Origin of the sequence: Noviherbaspirillum pedocola (assembly GCF_016632335.1) — a bacterium.
In the GTDB taxonomy this organism is placed as follows: domain Bacteria; phylum Pseudomonadota; class Gammaproteobacteria; order Burkholderiales; family Burkholderiaceae_D; genus Noviherbaspirillum_A; species Noviherbaspirillum_A pedocola.
In genome coordinates this window covers 1-1825 of the sequence record NZ_JAEPBG010000065.1, presented here as the reverse complement: position 1 = coordinate 1825, position 1825 = coordinate 1, and the positions used below count along the sequence as shown (strand labels likewise).

Below are 1825 nucleotides of genomic sequence, written 5' to 3'. Positions count from 1 at the left end.
AAAAGGGCAGCTTGACTGCCCCGACGGACAAGTTGCGTCCGCCGCAGACCAATTTTATTCCCTGGCCGCCTGAGCAATCGACACTGCGTGCTTTCGCTCATGCGAACTTCCTTATTGCAACGGAACCTTATTTTCGATCTCTTAATAGTGAGCCCGTGATACGCCGCCCCGTGAGGCGACAGGTGTGTTTCGTTACAGACGCTCGACGATGGTGACGTTCGCCATGCCGCCGCCTTCGCACATGGTCTGCAAACCGTAACGCTTGTCGCGCTGCTTGAGCGCATGCAGCAGCGTGGTCATCAGCTTGGTTCCCGACGCGCCAAGCGGGTGGCCGAGCGCGATGGCGCCACCATTCACATTCAACTTGGCGGGATCCGCCCCTGTCGCTTTCAACCAGGCCAGCGGCACCGGTGCGAATGCTTCGTTGACTTCATACAGGTCGATGTCATCGATGCTCATGCCCGTTTTTTTCAGCGCCTGCAGCGTCGCGGGAATCGGCGCCTCCAGCATGATGACCGGATCGTGGCCGATCACAGACATGTGATGGATTCGCGCCAGTGGCTTTACGCCCATGGACTTGAGCGCCTTCTCGCTGACAACCATCACGCCGGTTGCGCCGTCGCATATCTGGCTGGCGTTGGCAGCGGTGATGACACCGCCTTCCTGAAGCAGCTTGACGCCCTGGATGCCTTCGAGCGTCGCGTCGTAACGGATGCCCTCGTCCGCCAGATGCATCTCGCCCGTGGTCGTTCCGTCCGCAAGCCTCACCTCAACAGGGAGGATCTCTTCCTTGAATAGGCTTTCACGAGTGGCGACGATGGCCTGCTTATGACTACGCAGCGCGTATTCATCGAGCTCCTGCTTCGAAAAGCCGTAATTCTTTGCGATCATTTCCGCACCCAGAAACTGGCTGAAGTCCTGGACGCCGGCATAGCGTGCACGAATCTGCGGGCTTATGTAGTAGCCCAGGCCATTCTTCTCGGGCAAGCTGCTGGGGGTGAACATCGGCACGCGGCTCATGCTCTCGACACCAGCGGCGATAACGACATCCATGGTGCCGGACATGATAGCCTGAGCCGCGAAATGCAGCGCTTGCTGCGAAGAGCCGCATTGGCGATCAAGCGAAGTGCCAGGAACCGATTCGGGAAGTTTCGATGCGAGCACGGCGTTGCGGGCGACATTGGTCGACTGTTCGCCGACCTGGCTGACGCACCCCATGATGACGTCCTCTACCAACACTGGATCGACGCCGGAGCGCTCGACCAGCGCGTCCAGCACTCGCGCAGCCAGATCGACAGGGTGCCAACCGGCAAGTTTCCCGCCACGACGGCCGCCGGCGGTGCGCGCGGCGGCAACGATATATGCTTCAGCCATGTTTATATCCTTATAGAGGAGACGAATGCCAAATTGGAATACAGGTTGGCATTTTGGGCTTGCAAAGCTGTGCCCACGTCGTCGAAAACGACGATTTTGGACAAGCCGTCATGCTGTGCAAAACGCCCCGGTGCGCAGCCCGGCGGAAGATTTCGTTTTATCATACATTGATTTCATTTTTGCAAGTAGGTTTGCACGGTAAGGCGACAAGCGCGGCGCGGTCCCACGGTGCATTGAATGATGCCCCGATAAACGCGCCAGTTCGCGAATTCGATACCGACGGACAGCCTTGGGCAGGCTGAGTCTGCCTGGATGTGCACAAAATGCGGTTCCGTTGCAATAAGGAAGTTCGCATGAGCGAAAGCACGCAGTGTCGATTGCTCAGGCGGCCAGGGAATAAAATTGGTCTGCGGCGGACGCAACTTGTCCGTCGGGGCAGTCAAGCTGCCCT

The 1825-nt window shown here is 58.5% G+C and carries 2 protein-coding genes; both read right to left on the bottom strand.

Features of this window, described 5'->3' with window-relative positions:
* Window positions 1-192: 192 nt before the first annotated feature.
* Window positions 193-1374 carry an acetyl-CoA C-acetyltransferase gene (locus JJB74_RS32885; protein WP_200598757.1) on the bottom strand — a complete coding sequence of 394 codons (1182 nt, stop codon included), beginning with the start codon at window positions 1372-1374 and terminating at the stop codon, window positions 193-195.
* Between the two features lie 173 nt (window positions 1375-1547).
* Window positions 1548-1825: hypothetical protein (locus tag JJB74_RS33625; protein WP_234485060.1), on the bottom strand; the 278-nt coding region annotated here is incomplete at its 5' end.